The 18567-nt window shown below is 72.9% G+C and carries 14 protein-coding genes; 12 read left to right on the plus strand and 2 right to left on the minus strand.

The window, feature by feature from the left end; all coding sequences use genetic code 11:
* Nucleotides 1–58 precede the first annotated feature (58 nt).
* Nucleotides 59–1171, plus strand: a complete 1113-nt coding sequence (locus tag ABT295_RS00935; protein ID WP_352392549.1) for a winged helix DNA-binding domain-containing protein — start codon at nt 59–61, stop codon at nt 1169–1171.
* 565 nt (nt 1172–1736) lie between these two features.
* On the opposite strand, the gene ABT295_RS00940 is transcribed toward ABT295_RS00935, so the two are convergent.
* Both ABT295_RS00940 and ABT295_RS00945 read right to left on the minus strand, forming a co-directional pair.
* Nucleotides 1737–2984 carry a toll/interleukin-1 receptor domain-containing protein gene (locus tag ABT295_RS00940; RefSeq protein ID WP_352392550.1) on the minus strand — a complete coding sequence of 416 codons (1248 nt, stop codon included), beginning with the start codon at nt 2982–2984 and terminating at the stop codon, nt 1737–1739.
* A gap of 283 nt (nt 2985–3267) precedes the next feature.
* Entirely contained in the window at nt 3268–4749 is a 1482-nt protein-coding gene (locus tag ABT295_RS00945; protein WP_352392551.1) for an amidohydrolase family protein, read from the minus strand.
* Between the two features lie 116 nt (nt 4750–4865).
* Between ABT295_RS00945 and ABT295_RS00950 the strand changes: the two genes are divergently transcribed.
* The 11 genes from ABT295_RS00950 (at nt 4866) to ABT295_RS01000 (ending at nt 18537) form a co-directional block, all read left to right on the plus strand.
* Entirely contained in the window at nt 4866–6287 is a 1422-nt protein-coding gene (locus tag ABT295_RS00950; protein WP_352392552.1) for a serine hydrolase domain-containing protein, read from the plus strand.
* Nucleotides 6288–6360: 73 nt separating this feature from the next.
* Nucleotides 6361–7950: an ABC transporter substrate-binding protein gene (locus ABT295_RS00955; RefSeq protein WP_352392553.1), complete on the plus strand. Its 1590-nt coding sequence runs from the start codon at nt 6361–6363 to the stop codon at nt 7948–7950.
* An 18-nt stretch (nt 7951–7968) separates the two neighbouring features.
* Complete coding sequence (locus ABT295_RS00960) at nt 7969–8979, plus strand: ABC transporter permease (RefSeq protein WP_352392554.1); 1011 nt, start codon at nt 7969–7971, stop codon at nt 8977–8979.
* Between the two features lie 2 nt (nt 8980–8981).
* Nucleotides 8982–10898: a dipeptide/oligopeptide/nickel ABC transporter permease/ATP-binding protein gene (locus ABT295_RS00965; protein ID WP_352392555.1), complete on the plus strand. Its 1917-nt coding sequence runs from the start codon at nt 8982–8984 to the stop codon at nt 10896–10898.
* Nucleotides 10895–11662: an ABC transporter ATP-binding protein gene (locus ABT295_RS00970; protein WP_352392556.1), complete on the plus strand. Its 768-nt coding sequence runs from the start codon at nt 10895–10897 to the stop codon at nt 11660–11662. Before ABT295_RS00965 ends, ABT295_RS00970 begins: the two co-directional genes overlap by 4 nt.
* The gene (locus ABT295_RS00975) at nt 11659–13122 is read left to right on the plus strand and encodes a serine hydrolase domain-containing protein (protein WP_352392557.1); all 1464 of its coding nucleotides are present in this window, start codon (nt 11659–11661) and stop codon (nt 13120–13122) included. Before ABT295_RS00970 ends, ABT295_RS00975 begins: the two co-directional genes overlap by 4 nt.
* Complete coding sequence (locus ABT295_RS00980) at nt 13119–14285, plus strand: M20 family metallopeptidase (RefSeq protein WP_352392558.1); 1167 nt, start codon at nt 13119–13121, stop codon at nt 14283–14285. Before ABT295_RS00975 ends, ABT295_RS00980 begins: the two co-directional genes overlap by 4 nt.
* Nucleotides 14275–15072 (plus strand): GNAT family N-acetyltransferase, encoded by a 798-nt coding sequence (locus ABT295_RS00985; RefSeq protein ID WP_352392559.1) that lies wholly within the window; start codon nt 14275–14277, stop codon nt 15070–15072. The genes ABT295_RS00980 and ABT295_RS00985 overlap by 11 nt, the downstream gene beginning before the upstream one ends.
* A gap of 2 nt (nt 15073–15074) precedes the next feature.
* Entirely contained in the window at nt 15075–16193 is a 1119-nt protein-coding gene (menC, locus tag ABT295_RS00990) for an o-succinylbenzoate synthase (protein WP_352394669.1), read from the plus strand.
* A 65-nt stretch (nt 16194–16258) separates the two neighbouring features.
* Nucleotides 16259–17905 (plus strand): PucR family transcriptional regulator, encoded by a 1647-nt coding sequence (locus tag ABT295_RS00995; protein WP_352392560.1) that lies wholly within the window; start codon nt 16259–16261, stop codon nt 17903–17905.
* A 65-nt stretch (nt 17906–17970) separates the two neighbouring features.
* Nucleotides 17971–18537, plus strand: coding sequence for an SOUL family heme-binding protein (locus ABT295_RS01000; RefSeq protein ID WP_352392561.1), 567 nt, complete (start codon nt 17971–17973; stop codon nt 18535–18537).
* Nucleotides 18538–18567 lie beyond the last annotated feature (30 nt).

Genomic DNA, 18567 nt, shown 5'->3' on the forward strand with positions numbered 1-18567 from the left:
TGGGACCCGAACCGGTCTGCGGCAGCGTTTCGTCCGGGACGGGTGCGACGATGCGGCCATGACCACCACGACCGAGGCGACGGCCACGTGGAAGCAGGCGCTGGCCTGGCGGATGGAGCGACACCTCCTCCAACCCCTGGGACCCGCGTCGGCCGCCGACGTCGTGCGCCGGCTCGGCGCCGTCCTGTCGATGGACGAGTCGCTCGCCGAGCTGGCCGTGCGGACCCGGAGCACGACGGCGGCTGCCGGTGACCTGGCCCGGGCGTTGGCGGAGGGGACGGTGATCAAGGCGTTCGCGTTCCGGGGCTCGATGCACTACCTCGCACCCGAGGACGCCGGCATCTACCTCGCGCTCCGTGCGGCCGGTCGGCAGTGGGAGCTGCCGAGCTGGGTGGAGTACTACCGCCTCGAACCGCAGGCGTGGCCGGCGTTCCGGGCGGCCGTGCGCGAGGCGCTCACCGACGGGCCGCTGACGGTGGGGGAGCTCGGCGCGGCAGTGACCCGGCAGCGCGCCTACCGGCACCTGGCGCCGGTCTTCGAGGAGGGCGCCGGAACCCTCGTCAAACCGCTGTCCTGGCTGGGAGACATGAGCTTCGGCCCGTCGCGCGACGGCCGGCGCACCTTCCAGCGGCTCGACCGCAACCCGCTGTGGGCGGGCATCCCCGACCTCGACGACGCGGGACCGCGCGCCATCACGGCATACCTGAGAACCTACGGTCCGGCGACCCCCGAGCACCTGCAGTACTGGTTCGGCAGCGGGCTGAGCGCCGGCCGCAAGCGGATCGACGCGTGGTTCGCGGGACTGCGCGACCGCCTGGTGGCCGTCGACGTGGAGGGCGTCACGGCATACGTCGTGCGTGAGGACGTCGACGCCCTCACAACCGCCCTGCCGTCGGATGTCGTGCGCTTCCTGCCCGGGCACGACCAGTGGGTGATGGGGCCCGGCACCAAGGACGTCCACGTCACGCCGTCGCCGTGTCGGGATGCCGTGACCCGCAAGGCCAACCCGGTCATCGTGGGCGGCCTCGTGCAGGGCACGTGGACGCGCAAGGGCGCCGACCTCACGGTCAGCTGGATGGGTGAAGGGCGGGCGCCGCGGACGGCCATCGAGCAGGAGACCGAGCGACTGGCCGGCATGGTGGGCAGGGAGCTCCGGCTCGCGATGCCCTGATCCGCCCGTCGGCCGATACCCGCGTGGCCCGCGGGGGCGGTGTCGGCACGGTGCCGTGAACCATCAAGGCGATGAGGCGCGCCGGAGCTCGCGTCGCATCACCGGACGGGTCGGGTGGGTGCGTCCGATCTCGACGAAGCCGGCCCGGCGGAACATCGCGACCGTCCCGGCGAAGAGGGCGGACGCCGAAGGGGTGCCGGTGAGCCCGTCGACCTCGACGGGATGACCGTCGAGCACCGAGGCCCCGTGCCTTTCGGCCCAGTCCGCCGCGGCCTCCAGCAGCGCCAGGCCGATGCCGCTCCCGCGGTGCTCACAGCCCGATCGGGACGTCGGCCTCGCGCATCTCGTGGTGCAGGGCCTCACGGGGGAGGGGGGCGGCACCACGTTCCCGGGGGTCATCGTCGTGGCGGCTCCTGCACGTGCCGCGCGTCTCGGGACGACGTCGTCAGGTGCCCACGCTGGACGGGATCCCGGTCGGTCCACGTGGTCGAGCTGCGGTGGGTCAGGGGTGGGTGACATCTCGGTCGTGGGGCGGACGGGGCGGAGTGACCGGGGGGAGACGTCGCTAGGAGGGCACGGCGTCCCCGGAGACCCGCACGTCGCACCCCGCGAAGTCGGAGAGGTAGACGCGTGGTCGGCCGCTCGACTCGAGCCGTAGCAAGCTGCTGGCCGGGGTCACGCGGCCGAGGTCCACGAGCTCGCCGTCGGCGGCGTCGTGGAGCTCGAATCGGCACTCGCGGTAGTTGTTGAACGCCAGCACCTGCACGGTGACCGTGCCGCCGCGGGGGGCCATGAAGACGTCCGTGTCACCCGTACCGGCCTTGTGGCTGAACGGGAGCACAGACCGGCCGGACTCGAGGAGGTCGACGGCGCGGCAGGCCGGGTCGTCGGACTCCCACCGGAACGTCCCCGTCGACTGCATCTGGAACGTCTTCGTTCCCCACACGTTCTCGAACGTGCGTCGCGCCCCGGAGTCGGTGTTGGTCACGGTGATCGTGCAGCCCCTGTTGTCGACGGCACTGGAGTTGCTCACGACGAGGCGCCAGGCGGCGGTCGCGACGAGCTCGTTGCCGCGTCGGCCGCCCGTGTCCGGTGCGCCACTGCGATCGAGGAGCGCGAGAGTCGCCGCGGTCGCAGCGGCAGCGACGAGCAGCGCAACGGCGACGGCATACGCGAGCGGGCGACGCCGTCGCCGTCGTCGACGGTGCTGCGTGGACTCGATCAGCGAGGTGGCGACCGAACGGTGGTGCGGTTCAGGGGACTCCCGCGGCTCCTGCTGTGCAGACGTCATCTGCGCCTGCTCCGCACCTCCGTCGGAAGGGGTCGCCCGGAGCTCGTCCAAGGTGGTGTCTAGCACCTTGAACAGCCGCCCCGTGTCGAAGTCGAACCGGGCAGGGCTGAGCTCGAGCGCCTGACGACGCACCAGCCCCGCGAGACTCGGCGGCAGCTCCTCGGGGCGCGGCAGGCTGGCACCCTCGACCAGGATCGGGATGACGCGCACGTCCCGGGCCAGGGCGGCCTCGACCTCGAGCCTGACGAAGTCGTCGGGATCGTCGAGGCGGCGCCGTCCGTCCTGGTCGGTGACGGTGAGCCACCGGTGACCGATGAGCGCCAGGAGGACCTGGCACGACCCGACCGCTCGGGTGATCACCTCGACGAAGTCGTCTCCCAGCCGGATCGAGTCGACGTCCTTGAAGACGTGGCCGCCGTAGCGGTCGACCAGGCGATCGTAGAGCCAAGCTGCCGGGTAGGCCGTCTCCTCTCGGCGGTAGCTGATGAAGACCCGTGCCGGTGGCACGACCGGGTCAACCATCGGCCCGGTGCAGCGGACGCAGACCCCGTGGCGCAGTGCGCGACGATGCGAACGGGGGACCGGGGACCCCCCGAGGCAGACGGCGCACCATTCGACACCACCTCCGACGCACGCGCCACCGACCAGCTCTGGCGGCACCACTACGTCAAGTAGAGCACCCCCCGGGCCTGCGTGATACCGCCGTGGTGAGACGGGCCGTGGCGCGTCGATGCAGCGACGGCTGCGCTCTCGAGATCCCTTCGGGATCGCAGTGCGCTGCCACGGAAGGTGCGACCGATCGTGGTCAGGCGATGGCGGCCCGGATCGGGCGGCCGGGGAAGGAGTCGACGTCCAGGCTGCCGTCGCGGACCACGAAGGTGCCGTCGACGAGGAGGTGGCGCACGCCCACGGAGGGACGGGTCGGGTCGACGTAGGTGGCGCGGTCGCTGACGGTGGCCGGGTCGATGACGACGAGGTCGGCATCCGCGCCGACGCCGAGCCAGCCCTTGGTCCGTGCGGCGGGAGCGAAGCCGGCGACGACCTGCGCGGGCAGGTAGGAGCAGCGCCGGAACGCCTCCGCCCACGACCACGTGCCGGTCTCGACGACCATCCGCCGGAGCGAGCGGGCGAACGTCCCGGCCGTGCGCGGGTGCGTCTGCCCACCGTCGGGCAGCGGCCACTCGCGGCTGTCGGTGGAGCCGTCCGGCCACTCCACGTGCATGGCGTCGCTGGCGACGATCGAGTCCCGGAACGCGAGCGCTCGTTGGAGCAGCGCCGCGTCCTCCGGGCGCTCCTCGTCGAGGAACGAGACGACGCAGACGGCGCCGGGGTCGGTCGCGCGCAGCTCGGCCAGCCGGGCGACCGAGGCGACCTGCTCACCGCTCGCGACGAGCCGGATCGACGACGGCTGCAGCCCCCACGCGCCGAGCCGTTCGGGGGCGAGGAAGTAGGCGCCGATCGCGGTGCTGCCGGCGCCGTAGGGGTAGGCCTCGAGGGTCACCCGGGAGCCGTTGGTCCGCGCGGTGTCGAGCAGGCCCAGCACCCGGTCGACGTGACGGCGGGAGGTGCTGTTGACGTGGCAGTGGTGCATCGACGCGCCCGATTCCGCTGCCGCACGGACGATCTCGAGCGAACCGTCGATCGGCGTGGTCGGGTCGGCCTCGATGATCTCGCGCACGTGGGTGAAGGTCGCGGTGCCGGTCCGGGCCGCGAGGCGGGCGACGTCGAGGAACTCGTCGGGGTCGGTCCGCGGGGCGTAGCCCATGAGGACCCCGATGCCGAGCGCACCGGCCTCGAGCTCGGACTCGAGCAGCCGCAGCCATGCCGCCCGCTCGGAGGGTGAGGACGAGCGCTGCCACGCCGGGTCGCCCAGCACCTTGAGCGACGCGTGGAGGTCGGCCGTCGGCGTCGCCCCCAGGTGCACCGTGGCTCGTGCGTCGCCCCAGGAGGCCGAGAAGCCGTAGTGCAGGAGTCGGCCGTCGGCGGCTGCGCGGGCGTAGGCGTGCTCGACCGGCATGAGCCCCGCCTCGAGGTCGAGCGTCGTGGTGACCCCGTCGAGGGCCTGCAGGCGCTGCCCCGCGACGGAGTGGACGTGGCTGTGCAGGTCCACGAAGCCCGGACCGACCACGAGACCGGTCACGTCGACGACGGTCGCGCCCTCGCGCGCGGCGGACGTCTCGAGGGACGGTCCGACGGCGACCACCGAGCCCCCGTCCACCGCGACGTCGGCCAGGTGTTCGGTCCCGGAGCGCGGGTCGACGACGCGACCGCCGCGGAGAATCAGCACCCCCACAGGAAACACCGCTCGCCCCTCGGTCTCACTGGCGGATCGCACAAAGCACGTATGCCGTTCCTGTCCGATCGGACGAACACCCGCGTCGGCGACGCGCCTACGGTGCCGCTATGCCAACACAGGACAGCACACCGGGCAGCGCCGCGAGCCGGTCCACCGCCGCCTGGCTCGAGGAGAGCTTCGCGCGCCTCGTCGAGGAGCACGGGGTCCCGGGAGCCTCCGTCGCCGTGCTGGTGGACGGATCGATCGTCACCGCCGCGGGTGGCGTCACGAGCCTCGCCACCCAGGTGCCGGTCGACGCCGAGACCGTCTTCCAGATCGGCTCCGTCACGAAGATCTGGACCACGACGCTCGTCCTGCAGCTCGTCGACGACGGGCTGCTCGACCTCGACAAGCCGCTGCTCGACCACCTGCCCGAGCTGGTCATCGGCGACATGGAGGCGGCCAAGGCCCTGACCACGCGGCACCTGCTGACGCACACCGCCGGCTTCGAGGGCGACATCTTCACCGACACCGGCCGCGGCGACGACGCCATCGAGAAGTACGTCGCCACCCTCACCGACCTCCCACAGGTCTTCGAACCGGGGGAGACCTTCTCCTACAACAACACCGCGTTCGTCGTGCTCGGCCGCCTCGTCGAGGTCCTCCGCGGCAAGCCGTTCGACGAGGTGCTCCTCGACCGGATCGCGGTGCCCCTCCGGCTAGAGCGCGTCAGCCCGAGCCCCTACGAGGCGATCCGGCACCGCGCCGCCACCGGTCACGTGCCCGGCGAGGACGAGCGGCCGGTGCCCGCGACCACCTGGGCGCTGGCGCGCTCGAACGCCCCCGCCGGGTCGATGCTGGCGATGACCCCCACCGACCTGCTCGGCTTCGTCCGGATGCACCTGGACGGCGGCGTCGCACCCGACGGCACCCGCGTGCTGGGCCCCGCGTCGGTGCGGGCGATGCAGCACCGCGAGGTCGACCTGCCCCGGCTCGCGGGCATGGGCGACGCCTGGGGCCTCGGCTGGGAGCTCTTCGACACCCCGCAGGGCACGGTCGTGGCGCACGACGGCGGCACCATCGGCCAGGCGGCCTTCCTGCGGGTGGTCCCCGAGTCGGGCGTCGCCATCGCGATGCTCACCAACGGCGGCGACGTCTTCGGACTCTTCACCGACGTCGTCGCGAGACTGCTCACCCGGCTCGCCGGCGTCGAGCTGCCGGCCCGCCCGACCCCGCCGGCCGACCCGCAACCGGTCGACGTCACCCGCTACCTGGGTCGCTACGCCGACACCATCTACGACATCACCGTGAGCCAGGACGAGGACGGCCGGATCTGGCTCGACCGCACGCCCAAGGACATCCACGCCGAGATCGGCGAGAAGCCGATCCGCTTCGAGCTCGTGCACCTCGCCGACGACAGCCTCATCACCGTCGAGCCGTACCACGGCATCCACGTCGTCTTCGCCTTTCTCGGCTCGGTGACGAGCGCCGCGGGCGACGGGAAGGCGAAGTACGTCCACTACGGACGGGTGGTCGCCCGCGTCGAGTGACGCGGCCCCCCGACCGGCCCCACGCATCCGCAGGTCCCCGCCCCACCCGACGTCCGAAGAAAGAGGAATGCCCATGAGGCCGGTCCGCTCGAGCGCCATCCTGGCGCTCTCCCTCTCGATGGTCACCGTCGGCCTCGCCGCCTGCGGTGGGTCCGACGGGGGTTCGAGCACCAGCACGTATGCCGTCGGCAAGACCTTCACGCTGGCGCTCTCCGCGGACCCCGGGGCACTCGATCCCCAGGGCAGCGCGTCGAGCCCGCTCTTCCAGGTCAGCAAGTTCGCCTACGACACCCTCGTGTCCGTCGACGCCAAGGGACAGGTCACGTCCGGCCTCGCGTCGAAGTGGTCGGTCGACGGCAAGACGGTCACCTTCGAGATCGCCCCGAAGATCACCTGCGCGGACGGTTCGGCGTTCACGGCGCAGACCGCGGCGGACAACATCAGCTACGTCGAGGACCCCAAGAACAAGAGCCCGTTCCTCGGGGTCTTCGTGCCGGCCGGTGCGACGGCCAAGGCCAGCGGCAGCACCCTCACGGTCACCCTCGCGACGACGTCGCCGTTCGTGCTGGACTCGTTCTCCAACCTGCCGATGGTCTGCGACGCCGGCATGAAGGACCGCGCCTCACTCAAGGCCGGCACGGCCGGCACCGGTCCCTACACCCTCAAGGAGGCCGTGCCCGGGGACCACTACACGTATGCCGTCCGCACCGGCTACACGTGGGGCCCGGGCGGTGCCACGACCGCCACGGCCGGCATGCCGGCCACGATCCAGGTCAAGATCGTGCCCAACGAGACGACGGCCGCCAACCAGCTCCTCTCCGGCGCCCTCAACGCCGCCGCGATCCACGGGCCGGATGCCGCCCGCCTCGAGGCGGCCAAGCTCGACCACGAGGACGCGCAGGCGATCGTCGGCCAGCAGTGGTACAACCACGCGAAGGGCCACGACACCTCCGACCCGGCCGTCCGCCAGGCCCTGACGCAGGCGCTCGACCTCGCGCAGCTGCAGAAGGTGATCACGTCCGACCGCGGCGGCCCTGCGACCCAGCTCGCCGTCGTCGCGCCCGCTGCGTGCACCGGCTCGTCGGTCGAGGGCAGCGTCCCCGGCACGGACCTGGCCGCCGCCGGTGCAGCGCTCGACGCCGCCGGCTGGGTCAAGGGCGCCGACGGGATGCGCGCCAAGGCCGGCAAGCCGTTGTCGCTCTCGTTCCTCTACGACGCCTCGCTCGGTTCGGGTGGCAGCGCCGCCTCCGAGCTCGCCGTGGACGCGTGGAAGAAGCTCGGCGTCACGGTCAAGGCCAAGCAGCTCGACGAGAACGGCATGGTCAACGCGATGTTCGGCACCGGGGACTGGGACATCGCCTGGGAGCCGCTCAACATCAACACGCCCGAGCAGGGCGTGCCCTTCTTCTCCGGGCCCGCCGTCACGGCCGGCGGCAACAACATGTCCGGCATCACCAACGCCGAGTACACGTCGCACGTGACGTCCGCGATGGGCAAGGTCGGCACCGACAGCTGCCCCGACTGGCTGGCCGCCGAGGCCGCGCTCTTCAAGGCCAACGACGTCGTCCTCTTCGCGAACAGCAAGCTGCCGTTCTTCAGCAAGGGCGCCGAGCTGGACGTGCTCGGCAGCGTCGTGCCCACCAGCATCCGGATGCTCGGCTGATCGGGGAGTGACCGCGACATGGCAACTCTGACACCGGCGGCCGCTCCGCCCCGGCCGGCTGCGCGCCCGCAGGGCAGGCTGGGCGGGAGGTGGGCGCGCTTCGCGGTGCGTCGCGCGGGGCGGTTGCTGGTGTCCTTGTGGGTGCTCGTCACCCTGTCGTTCCTGATGATCCACCTCGTGCCGGGCGACCCGGTGCGGGCCGCCCTCGGGATGACGGCCCCGACCGAGCTCGTCGAGGCCAAACGGCAGGCGCTCGGCCTCGACGACCCGCTGCCCACCCAGTACGTGCACTACCTCGGCAACCTGCTGCGTGGCGACCTGGGCGAGTCGATCACCTCGCAGCTCCCGGTCTCGGAGACGATCAGCCAACGGCTCCCGGCGACGGCCTCCCTCGCGGTCCTGGCGTTCCTCGTCGCCGTCGCGGTGGCCGTCCCGCTCGGCGTCGCCGTCGCCGTCGCGACGAGGCGGGGTCGGCGCCGCCGCACGGAGCTGGCGTTCGCCGGCAGCAGCGTCGTGCTCGGCGCCATCCCGGACTTCCTCGTGGGCGTCGCCCTCGTCGCCGTGTTCGCCGTCGGCCTCGGCTGGTTCCCCGTCGCGGGCCGGACCGACGCCTCGTCCTACGTCCTACCCGTCCTGGCCCTCGCCATCGGGCCGGCGGCCGTCCTCGCGCGCATCGTCCGCGTCGAGATGATCGCGGTGCTGGAGACCGACTACGTCCGCACGGCTCGGGCGAAGCGACTGCCGCCCCGACGCATCCACCTCAGGCACGCCCTGCCGAACGCCGTCACGGCGACGCTCACCCTCGGCGGCATGCTGCTGGCCTCGATGATCGCCGGCACGGTCCTCGTCGAGAACGTCTTCTCGTGGCCCGGGCTGGGCAGCACGATCGTCCAGTCGATCGTGACGAAGGACTACCCGGTCGTGCAGGGCACCGTCCTCGTCTACGGGCTCGGTGTGCTCGTCATCAACACCCTGGTCGACGTCGCGCTCGCCGTGCTCGACCCCCGTTCGACGATCGGTGAGCTCTAGTCATGACCCAGCGCTGGTCCCGCATCGTCAGGACGCCCGTCGGCATCGTCGGCCTGGGCCTGCTCGCGTGCATCGTGCTGCTCGCCGTCCTCGCCCCGATCCTCTGGGGAGACAAGGCCGCCGCCGTCGACACCGACAACCTCCTCGCCGGCCCCTCGGCGCAGCACTGGTTCGGCACCGACAACCTCGGCCGCGACCTGTTCTTCCGCGTGCTGGTCGCCACCCGGCTCTCGCTGGAGCTGACGCTCGTGGCCACCGCGCTCGGGACGGTGATCGGGCTCGTGCTCGGCACCGCGCCGGAGCTGCTGGGCGGCCGGGTCGGCCGGCTCGTCGCGGCCCTCGTCAACGTCTTCGTGGCGTTCCCGGGCCTGCTCCTCGTCCTCGTCTTCGCCGTCATCTTCGGCGTCGGCGCGAGGGGCGCGGTGCTCGCGATCGGCCTCGCGGTCGCGCCCGGCCTCGCCCGCCTGTGCCACACGCTCATCGCCGGAGTCACCGGGCTCGAGTACGTCGCCGCAGCACGGATCGCCGGCGTCAACCGATTCCGGATCATGGCCCGGCACGTGCTGCCCAACGTGGCCGAGCCCCTCGTCGTCAACGTGACCATCACCGCCGGGGCCATCCTGCTGAGCTTCGCCGGCCTGTCGTTCCTCGGTCTCGGCGTCCAGGCGCCGGAGTACGACTGGGGCCGGCTGATGCAGGACGGCCTGAGCGGCATCTTCGTGCACCCGCTCGCGGCGCTCGGGCCGGGCGTCATGGTGGTGCTCGCCGGGCTCGCCTTCAACCTGACCGGGGAGGCGATCGCCGGGGTGTTCGGGATCTCCGCGCCGACGACCACCGGCACCGGCACGACGCGGGTGGCGACCGGCGAGGTGGCCGAGACCGGGATCTCCCACGACCGCGCCGACGCTGGCCTCGTCCTCGACGTCCGCGACCTCTCGGTCGCCTTCCCCGGCGCGCACGGTCCGGTCCGGCCGGTGCGCGGCGTCTCGTTCGGCATCGCCGCCGGCGAGGCCGTGGGCGTCGTGGGCGAGTCGGGGTCCGGCAAGTCGCTGACGGCGCTGTCGATCGCCGGCCTCGTCGAGGAGCCGGCGAGCATCGACGCCCGACACCTCGCCTTCTGCGGCACCGACCTGCTCGAGGAGCCGGCGAGCGGCCGGACCCGCGACGAGCTGCTCGGCACGTCGCTCGCCGTGGTGTTCCAGGACCCGATGACCTCGTTCAACCCGACGATGCGCATCGGTGCGCAGCTGGCCGAGGTCGGCCGCCACCACCTGGGACTCGATCGCCGGCAGGCGTCCGACCGCGCCGTCGACCGTCTGGGGGCCGTCCGCGTCCGCGACCCCGAGCGCCGGGCCCGGCAGTACCCCTTCGAGTTCTCGGGCGGCATGCGGCAGCGCGCCATGATCGGGATGGGGCTGATGGGCAGCCCGCGGCTGATCATCGCCGACGAGCCGACGACCGCCCTCGACGTCACGGTGCAGAGCCAGGTGCTGGCGCTGCTCCAGGACGTCCGCCGGCGGGAGGGGGCCGCCCTGCTGCTCATCAGCCACGACGTCTCGGTCGTCGCCGACGTCTGTGACCGCGTGCTCGTCATGTATGCCGGCCGCATCGTCGAGGACCTGCCGACGGCCGACCTGCACACGAGGGCCCGCCACCCCTACACCCGGGCGCTCGTCGCCGCGGTGCCGGCGATGACCACGGACGTCGACGCCCCGCTGGCCACGATCCCCGGCCAGCCGGTCGAGCCGGCGCACGTGCCGGTCGGCTGCGCCTACGCCGCCCGGTGCCCACTCGCCACCGACCGCTGCCGCGAGCAGGACCCGATCCTGACGGCAGGCCCGGGTGGCAGCCGCGTCGCGTGCTGGCACGCCGACGAGCCGGCCGACGTCCTGACGACGGCCGAGGAGGTCGTCGCATGAGCTTGCTCGAGTTCGACCACGTGACAGTCCGATACGGCGCGAGCACCGTGCTCGACGAGGTCAGCCTGACCGTTCCCGACGGTGAGGTCGTCGGCCTGGTGGGGGAGTCGGGGTCGGGCAAGTCCACGCTCGCCAGGGCCGCCGTCGGGCTTGCGCCGGTGCACGCTGGACGGATCCTGCTCGACGGTGAGCCGATCCGCCTCAAGGGTCGCCACCGACCCGTCCAGATGGTCTTCCAGGACCCGTTCTCCTCCCTCGACCCGAGGATGACGATCGGGGAGAGCATCGCCGAGGCGCTCCACCGGCCCGAGTCGGGGCGCCTGTCGCGGGCCGGCCGTCGCGCCGAGATCGCCCGGCTCCTCGAGCTCGTCCACCTCGACCCCGCCCGGTCCGGTCACCTCCCCGGTGAGCTCTCGGGGGGCCAGCGGCAGCGCGTCGCGCTCGCCCGGGCCCTGGCCGGTCGGCCCCGGCTCGTCATCGCCGACGAGATCACGTCGGCGCTCGACGTCTCCGTGCAGGGCGCGGTGCTCAACCTCGTCCGGGAGATGCAGCGCGAGCTGGGCCTGTCGATGCTCTTCATCTCCCACAACCTCGCGGTCGTCCGCTACGTGGCCGGCCAGGTGGCCGTCATGGAGGGCGGCCGGATCGTCGAGCACGGGCCCACGGCCGACGTGCTCGGGCGCCCGCAGCACGACTACACCCGAGAGCTGCTGGCCGCCGTGCCCGGCGGCCAACCCATCCCCACGAAGGAGACCACGCCATGACCACCCCCCTCACCCCCGGGACCACCGAGAGCACCACCGAGAGCGCCGCCACCCCCGTGACCGCGGACCGCCCCGAGCTCGACGCCGCCCACTGGGAGGCCCGGCTCACCGAGCTCGCGAGGAAGCACGGCGTCCCCGGCGCCCAGCTCGGCATCCTGCGCCTCGGCGTCGACGGGGGGGACGACGAGGTCGTGACGACCGCGACGGGCGTCCTGCACGCGGGCACCGGGCAACCCGCCACGGCCGACTCGGTCTTCCAGATCGGCTCGGTCTCCAAGGTGTGGACCGCGACCGTCGTCATGCAGCTCGTCGACGAGGGCCGGTTCGCGCTCGACACCCCCGTGATCGAGATCATCCCGGAGCTCGCGCTGCGCGACACGGAGGTCACGAAGAAGGTCACGGTCTGGCACCTGCTGACCCACACGAGCGGCATCGACGGCGACGTCTTCACCGACACCGGACGCGGTGACGACGCGCTCGGGAAGTATGTCGCGCAGCTCGGTGAGGCGGCGCAGAACCACCCCATCGGCGCCACCTGGTCCTACTGCAACTCCGGCTTCTCGCTCCTCGGCAGGGTCATCGAGGTCGTCACCGGCACGACGTGGGACGAGGCGATCCGGGAGCGGCTCTTCGCCCCCCTCGGCCTGACCCACACGACGACCCTCCCCGAGGAGGCCATGGTCTTCGCCCACGCGATGGGTCACCTCAAGGGCGGTGAGGAGCCGCAGACCGCCCCGGTCTGGGGCCTGCCCCGATCGGTCGGACCGGCCGGCCTCATCACGTCCGCTCCTGCGGACGTGCTCGCCTTCGCACGCATGCACCTGACCGGTGGCCTCGCGGCGGACGGCACGCGGGTCCTGTCGGAGGAGAGCGTGGCCGCCATGGCCGACTACCAGACCGAGTGCCCCGAGAAGATCCTCCTCGGTGACTCCTGGGGCCTGGGCTGGTTCCGGTGCGACTGGAACGGCCACCGCGCGATCGGCCACGACGGCAACACGATCGGTCAGGCCGCGTTCCTCCGACTGCTGCCGGAGGCCGGCATCGCCGTCTCCCTCAACACCAACCTCGCCAGCGCGATCACGCTCTACCAGGAGCTCTACGAGGAGATCTTCTCGGCGCTCGTCGACGTGCACCTCCCCGCGCCGTTCGAGCTGCCCGCCGAGCGGGCCGAGGTCGACCCGACCCCGTACCTCGGCACGTATGCCCGCGAGTCCGTCACCGAGGAGGTCTACCTCGAGGACGGCAGGACCTGGATGCGGACCACCGTCTCCGGCCCGGTCGCCGAGGCGTCCGGTGCCGCGGACCCCGAGGTGCACGAGCTGATCCCGGTCGGCGACGCCCTCTTCGCCGTCAAGCCCGACAAGAGCGAGGCGTACTACCCCGTCCGCTTCTACGCCCTGCCCACCGGCGAGCAGTACGTCCACTTCGGCGCCCGCGCCACGCCGAAGCAGCCTGCATGACGACGCTCGATGACACCCGCCGGGCCGGGGCGGCCCTCGACGCGCTGCTCGCCGACGTGCGTGAGCTGGTCGAGTGCGAGTCACCGTCCGTCGACCTCGCGGCCGTCGAGCGCTCGGCCGACCTCGTCGCGCGACTCGGCTCCGAGCGGCTCGGCGTCGCACCGGAGCGCATTGTCGTCGACGGCGTCCACCACCTGCGCTGGCGCTTCGGCCCGGCGTCGGCACGACGTGGTGTCCTCGTGCTGGCCCACCACGACACGGTGTGGCCGATCGGCACCCTCGTGTCGGCACCGTTCACGGTTGCCGACGGGGTGCTGCGCGGCCCGGGCTGCTTCGACATGATCGCCGGCCTGGTGATGGCCCTGCACGCCGTCGCGGACCTCGGCGAGCGCGACGGCGTGACGCTGCTCGTGACGGGCGACGAGGAGGTCGGTTCGGCGAGCTCGCGTCGGCTCATCGAGGACGAGGCCCGCCGGGCCGCGGCGGTGCTCGTGCTGGAGGCCTCGGCCCACGGCGGTGCGCTCAAGACGGCGCGGAAGGGCACGTCGCTCTACGAGCTGCGCATCACCGGTCGGGCCGCGCACGCCGGGCTGGAGCCGCAGAAGGGGGTCAACGCCACCCTCGAGCTGGCGCACCTCGTGCAGGAGGTCGCGGCGCTGGCCGACGACGGCGCCGGCACCACGGTGACGCCCACCGTGGCGACGTCGGGCACCACCGCCAACACCGTGCCGGCCGCCGCACGGTTCTCGGTCGACGTCCGCGCCTGGACGGCATCCGAGCAGGAGCGCGTCGACGCCGGGCTGCGGGAGCTGCAGCCGGTGCTGCCAGGAGCCCACGTGCACGTCGGAGGAGGCATCAACCGCCCTCCGCTGGAGGAGGATTCGTCGCTGCCGCTCTTCGAGCGGGCCCAGGCGGTCGCGTCGCGGCTCGGCATGCCCGAGCTGGCGCGGGCGGCCGTCGGCGGCGCCTCGGATGGCAACTTCACGGCCGGGGTGGGCGTGCCGACCCTCGACGGGCTCGGAGCGGTCGGCGGGGGAGCGCACGCCGACGACGAGCACGTGCTCGTCGACCGGCTCGTCGACCGGACCCTGCTGCTGCGGGGCCTCATCGAGGAGCTGCTCGCGCCGTCGCCACCGACCGAGGAGCACCGCCATGACCACTGAGCCGTGGGCGTCCTACGCCGCCGCCGCCGCGACGTCCCGCGTCGTCGTGCGCGAGCTGGTCACCCTCGACGAGCTGCAGGATGCCGCCGCCGTGCTCGGCCGCATCTGGGGGACCCCCGACCACCCGCCGCTCAGCGCGGAGCTGCTGCGCGCGATGGGCAAGGCGGAGAGCTACGTCGCCGGGGCGTTCGACGCCGACCGGCCCCGGGCGGGGGTCGTCGGCGTCTGCGTGGGCTTCCACTCGACGCCGGCCGCCCGCGCGATGCACAGCCACATCGCCGGAGTCACGGATGCCGTGGCCGGCCGTCACGCCGGGTTCGCGCTCAAGCTGCACCAGAGGGCGTGGTGCCTCGACCGCGGCATCGAGCTCACCGAGTGGACCTACGACCCGCTCGTCTCGCGGAACGCCTACTTCAACCTGGCCAAGCTCGGCGCCCGCGTCGCCGAGTACCTCCCCGACTTCTACGGCTCCATGGCCGATCCGATCAACCGTGGTGACGACAGCGACCGCATCCTCGTGCACTGGTCGCTCGCCTCGCCCGAGGTGGTGCAGGCCTGCGCCGGCTCGCCCGTGCGGGCGACCGTGCCCTCCGGCGCCGCCGCGTCCTGGGTGCAGGTGCCCCGCGACATCGCGGGCCTCCGGCTCGCCGACCCCGAGCAGGCGAGGGCCTGGCGCGCCAAGGTGCGCGACCAGCTGGTGGCGGCGCTCGACGTCGGTGGGCGCGTCGCCGGTTTCGACAAGGAGCGGGGCTACCTCGTCCTGCCACGTGAAGGAGATCTGCCGTGAGTGTGAAGCTCGAGGGCGTCGAGCTGCGCCGCGTCGCGATGCCGCTGGTGTCGCCGTTCCGCACGTCGTTCGGCACCCAGACCGCGCGCGACGTCCTGCTGCTGCGAGCCGTGACGTCCGAGGGCGAGGGGTGGGGCGAGTGCGTCGCGATGTCGGATCCCCTCTACTCGTCGGAGTACGTCGACGCGACCGCCGACGTGCTGAGGCGCTTCTTCCTGCCGGCTCTGGCGGCCTCGTCGGAGGAGCTGCAGCGCCACGGCGCGAACGCGGTCAACGCGGTGCTGCACCGGTACAAGGGCCACCGGATGGCCAAGGCGGCGCTGGAGATGGCCGTGCTCGACGCGGAGCTGCGAGCCGACGGGCGGTCGTGGGCGCGCGAGCTCGGGGCCGTCCACGACCGCGTGCCGTCAGGGGTGTCGGTCGGCATCGTCGACAGCATTCCGCAGCTGCTCGACGTGGTCGGGGGCTACCTCGACGCCGGCTACGTCCGGATCAAGCTCAAGATCGAGCCCGGCTGGGACGTCGAGCCGGTGCGCGCCGTCCGAGAGCGCTTCGGGGGCGACGTGCCCCTGCAGGTCGACGCCAACACGGCATACACCCTCCGCGACGCCCGGCACCTGGCCGCGCTCGACGACTTCGACCTGCTCCTCATCGAGCAGCCGCTCGAGGAGGAGGACGTGCTCGGCCACGCCGAGCTCGCGCGGCTGATCAGGACGCCCGTGTGCCTGGACGAGTCGATCGTCTCCGCTCAGTCGGCGGCGGCCGCGATCTCGGTCGGTGCGTGCTCGATCATCAACATCAAGCCCGGACGCGTCGGGGGATACCTCGAGGCCGTACGCATCCACGACGTCGCGGTCGCCCACGGCCTGGCCGTGTGGTGCGGTGGCATGGTCGAGACGGGGCTGGGTCGCGCGGCCAACGCCGCACTCGCTGCGCTGCCCGGCTTCACCCTCCCCGGTGACATCTCGGCCTCGGATCGCTTCTACGAGAGGGACATCACCGCACCGCTGACCATCTCGGAGGGCTACATGGACGTCCCCGACGGGCCGGGACTCGGGGTCAGCCCGATCCCCGACGTGCTCGATGCCGTCACCACGTCCACGGAGTGGATCGCACTCTGACCGGCGCCGGGCGTCCGCGACGTGGCCTCGCCGTCCAGCGGGTGGACGCGCCCTATTCTGGGCCGGTGAGCCAACGTCCTCGTGCCAGCCTCGGGCGGGTGCTCCAGGACCTCGGTGACTCGTTCCTCGAGCTGGTCGCGGGCGACGCCGAGCGCGAGCGTGAGATCGGCGGCATCGTCATCCACGACCCGGACGACGAACCGGTGCACCCGCCCGGCGCGCTCGTGCTCGGTGTCGGCGTCCCGCGTGCGGCCCTGCCGGGCCTCGTCCGTGACGCCGGGCGCCGGGGCGCCACCGGGGTGGTCGTCCGTGCGCCGGTGGCGACGGACGCCGCGCTCGACGCGGCGGTGCAGGAGGCCGGGCTCGCGCTGCTCGGCCTGCGTCGCGGGGCGACGTGGAGCCAGCTGACCGCGCTGCTCCGCTCTCTCCTCGCCGAGGACGACATCGGTCCCGCCGAGGCGGAGTCGATCGGCGGGCTGCCCTCGGGCGACCTGTTCGCCGTGGCCAACGCCGTGGGCGCGCTCCTCGACGCGCCGGTGACGATCGAGGACCGCAGCTCGCGCGTGCTGGCCTTCTCGGGCCGCCAGGACGAGGCCGACTCGTCCCGGGTCGAGACGATCATCGGACGGCAGGTGCCCGAGCGCTACGCGAAGATGCTCACGGAGATGGGGGTCTTCAGCCAGCTCTACCGCGAGCACCGCCCCGTCGTGGTCGACCCGGCCGACCTCGGGGCGGACGCGGTCAACATGCAGCGGGTCGCGATCGCCGTGCGCGCGGGCGACGAGGTGCTGGGCTCCATCTGGGCGGCGATGGACGGCGAGGTCACGCCCGAGCTGACCGCCGTGCTGCAGGACTCGGCCAAGCTCGTGGCGCTGCACATGCTGCGCGTCCGCGCCGGCGCCGACGTGCAGCGCCGCCTGCGCACCGACCTCGTCAGCACCGCCCTGGAGGGCGGCGTCGGCGCGCGCGACGCGCTGAGCCGGCTCGGCCTCGCCGGCACGCCCGTCGTCGTGCTCGCGGCGACGCTGCGGGCCGAGCACCCGGACGCCCTCCCGGTCGGCCACGGAGGGTCGGGCGGCGGGACCCGATCCGGCGACCTCGAGCGCGTCGCCGACGCCCTCAGCCTGCACCTGTCGGCGTCCTCGCCCGGCTCGGCCGTCGCCGTGGTGGGCGGCATCGCGTACGGCATGCTCGCCGTCGTGGCCGGCACCGAGCCCGAGGAGCGGGCCGCACGTCTGGCCGAGGAGTTCTGCGAGCGCGTCGGGAGCCGCCTGCCCATCGTCGTCGGCATCGGTGGCGTCGGTGCGGACGTGCGCGGGGTGACCGACTCGCGCGAGACGGCGACCCGGGTGCTGCGGGTCCTCCGCGAGGGGCACGCGGCGCAGCGGGTCGCGCGCCTCGCCGACGTCCACGCCCAGGCCCTGCTGCTCGAGCTGCGCGACCTCGCCGCCGCACGCGGGGAGCGGCCGGCCGGCCCCGTCGCCCGCCTGCTGGCCCACGACGAGGCGAACGACTCCGACCTGACCGGCACCCTCGCGGCCTGGCTGGACGCGCTCGGAGACATCCGCGCCGCCGCCGGTGCCTTGTTCGTCCACCCCAACACGCTGCGCTACCGGTTGCGCAGGGTCGAGGAGGTCGGCGGCATCGACCTCGCCGACCCGGAGCAGCGGTTCGCGGCCATGGTGCAGCTGCGGCTCCTCGCGCCCCGCTGACGCCTCTGACTCCGGTGACTCCGCTGACTCCGATGGCGAGCGGGGCGGGGGGTACCGTCGATGTCGTGACGGAGCAGCAGCCGTACGACGTGCTCGAGGAGCACGACGGGTTCGAGGTGCGTCGCTACCCGGCGCACCTCGTCGCCGAGGTCGAGGTCGACGGCGCGTTCGAGGACGCCGGCAACCGCGCCTTCCGGGCGTTGTTCCGCTACATCACCGGCAACAACCGGTCCCGGAGCGCGGTGGACATGACCGCGCCGGTGGTGCAGCGGACTGCCACCGAGGAGATCGCCATGACGGCCCCGGTCGTCCAGACCGAGAGGACGACGGACCGTCACGTCGTCGCGTTCGTCATGCCGGCATCCATGACGCTGGAGACCGCGCCGCTACCTGTCGACCCGCAGATCCGGGTGCGCGCGGTGCCGGAGCGGGTCGCTGCCGCCCGTCGCTACACGGGTCGGTGGTCCGAGTCGTCGTACGAGCGGAACCTCGACGCCCTACGGGCCGCGGTCGTGGCGGAGGGATACGTGCCGGTGGGCACGCCGCGTTTCGCCCGCTACGACCCGCCGTTCAAGCCGTGGTTCCTGCGGCGCAACGAGGTCGTCCAGGACGTGCAGGCCCGCGACGAGTAGGACGGCTCGTTCCGGCATACGGTGGCACCC

It is taken from the genome of Terrabacter sp. NPDC000476 (assembly GCF_040300125.1).
GTDB lineage: Bacteria > Actinomycetota > Actinomycetes > Actinomycetales > Dermatophilaceae > Terrabacter.

What these genes read in the sequence shown, in the direction of transcription:
- ABT295_RS00940 (WP_352392550.1), bottom strand. Translation starts at nt 2,984, where the DNA reads ATGGTTGACCCGGTCGTGCCACCGGCACGGGTCTTCATCAGCTACCGC.
- ABT295_RS00960 (WP_352392554.1), top strand. Translation starts at nt 7,969, where the DNA reads ATGGCAACTCTGACACCGGCGGCCGCTCCGCCCCGGCCGGCTGCGCGC.
- ABT295_RS00935 (WP_352392549.1), top strand. Translation starts at nt 59, where the DNA reads ATGACCACCACGACCGAGGCGACGGCCACGTGGAAGCAGGCGCTGGCC.
- ABT295_RS00980 (WP_352392558.1), top strand. Translation starts at nt 13,119, where the DNA reads ATGACGACGCTCGATGACACCCGCCGGGCCGGGGCGGCCCTCGACGCG.
- ABT295_RS00950 (WP_352392552.1), top strand. Translation starts at nt 4,866, where the DNA reads ATGCCAACACAGGACAGCACACCGGGCAGCGCCGCGAGCCGGTCCACC.
- ABT295_RS00975 (WP_352392557.1), top strand. Translation starts at nt 11,659, where the DNA reads ATGACCACCCCCCTCACCCCCGGGACCACCGAGAGCACCACCGAGAGC.
- ABT295_RS00965 (WP_352392555.1), top strand. Translation starts at nt 8,982, where the DNA reads ATGACCCAGCGCTGGTCCCGCATCGTCAGGACGCCCGTCGGCATCGTC.
- ABT295_RS00970 (WP_352392556.1), top strand. Translation starts at nt 10,895, where the DNA reads ATGAGCTTGCTCGAGTTCGACCACGTGACAGTCCGATACGGCGCGAGC.
- ABT295_RS00955 (WP_352392553.1), top strand. Translation starts at nt 6,361, where the DNA reads ATGAGGCCGGTCCGCTCGAGCGCCATCCTGGCGCTCTCCCTCTCGATG.
- ABT295_RS00985 (WP_352392559.1), top strand. Translation starts at nt 14,275, where the DNA reads ATGACCACTGAGCCGTGGGCGTCCTACGCCGCCGCCGCCGCGACGTCC.